This is a genomic window from Kitasatospora sp. NPDC057965, assembly GCF_042887135.1.
GTDB lineage: Bacteria > Actinomycetota > Actinomycetes > Streptomycetales > Streptomycetaceae > Kitasatospora.
The window spans coordinates 1-1,454 of record NZ_JBHVPZ010000079.1 but is presented as its reverse complement, the minus strand read 5'-3'; the positions used below and the strand labels follow the sequence as shown (position 1 = coordinate 1,454).

The following is a 1,454-nucleotide window of genomic DNA, read 5'->3' as shown; positions in this document are numbered from 1 at the left end:
AGCGCATAAGGAAAAATCGAGTTGATCCGCTATGAACACCGATACAACCGCTACAAAACTTACTTCAAAAGACGTGTCCTCCCGCCTTGGCATAGAGACCGTCACAGTCCGCAAATATTCAAAGCTGCTCGAGTCTCACGGCTATTTTTTCGAGCGCGACACCAAGGGCTGGCGACTCTACAACAAAGATGATTTATCCGCTATAGAGTATCTCTACAACATGAACAAATTGGACGGCCAATCCCTCCAAAAAGCAGCTGAACACATAGCGCATCTGTATCGGTCAAAATTGACCGTATCGCAACCCGATACACCGATACAAAACGATGAAAGGCGCGCCTTATTTCAATTTGTCAAACAACAGGAAGAGTTCAATAAAATGATGCTGGAACGCATTGAACTTTTTGAGAAACGGCAGAAAGAAAGAGACGAAATGCTGATGAAATCCCTTCGCGAATCCCAGGAAACTCAAAAAATGCTGGCTGCCGCCCGCGAAAAAAAGTGGTGGCAATTCTGGAAATAGAAAAGCCCCCGCTTGGGGGCTTAATCTATTGAATTCGTAAAAAAATCAGCATGCCAAATGGCTACCGATTTTTTAACCCATTCCGGAAATCAAAAAAAGAAGTCACCGCTTTTTTAATCAAGAAAAGCTAATCCTATTTTCTCTTATATACCTACCAACAGCGCTGATAAACAATACAAAAACAACAAAACGGTTATTAACTATAAAAAATAGAATAGTCTCTTACTTTTTTCGGTGACATCTTCATCCATTTTACTTTATAATTGGTTCTATAGATATATTTTTCTATTAAATGAGAGAAAAAGGAGAGAAAAAAATGAAAAAATTCTTCACCCTTATACTAAGCCTTTCCCTATGCTTCATGCTCATTGGCCCTGCAACTGCATCAGCAGCATCAAAACCAAAATTTGGTGACGTGAAAACCGTAACAATAAAAATGAGCAAAAGCCAAATACAGAGTAAAGTAAAAATGGCTACATTAATCGACAACTTAACGAATAACAAAGCTGTTGATGGCGGATTCTTAGGTTATATAGGCTATCTCGCTAAAAGTAGCGCTAAACAAGCTGGTTTATATGGCTTTTTAGGTGGCGCTACCTTGATGGGAATAAACAAACTCACAGCAAAAGAAAAAAAACATTTCGCTGATCAATTAAAACTTGTAAATAAAAATAAAGCCAAAGGAATTGTTATAAAAACAAAATATAAATATCATAAAAGCTTTGATATAGGAGATTCAGCTTATCAAGGTTATTGGATACAAACTGGACCATCAAAAATCACAACCTATAAATAAAAAAAGAAAGTAGGATTAATCCTACTTTCTTTTTTTATTTAATGATGCTATTAAATATACGATAATAACAAAAACAATCATTCCAATTGTTTCTAAAACAGTGTAATTTCTTATAAATTGAGTAAATACCCATAC

Annotated in this window: 2 protein-coding genes; both read left to right on the top strand. The window is 36.1% G+C overall.

Annotated elements, in window-relative coordinates:
* The first annotated feature begins 31 nt into the window (after positions 1 to 31).
* Positions 32 to 523 carry a DUF3967 domain-containing protein gene (locus ACFVVU_RS39130; protein ID WP_021838008.1) on the top strand — a complete coding sequence of 164 codons (492 nt, stop codon included), beginning with the start codon at positions 32 to 34 and terminating at the stop codon, positions 521 to 523.
* A 292-nt stretch (positions 524 to 815) separates the two neighbouring features.
* Positions 816 to 1,319 carry a hypothetical protein gene (locus ACFVVU_RS39125; protein ID WP_383404168.1) on the top strand — a complete coding sequence of 168 codons (504 nt, stop codon included), beginning with the start codon at positions 816 to 818 and terminating at the stop codon, positions 1,317 to 1,319.
* The last annotated feature ends 135 nt before the right edge of the window (positions 1,320 to 1,454 follow it).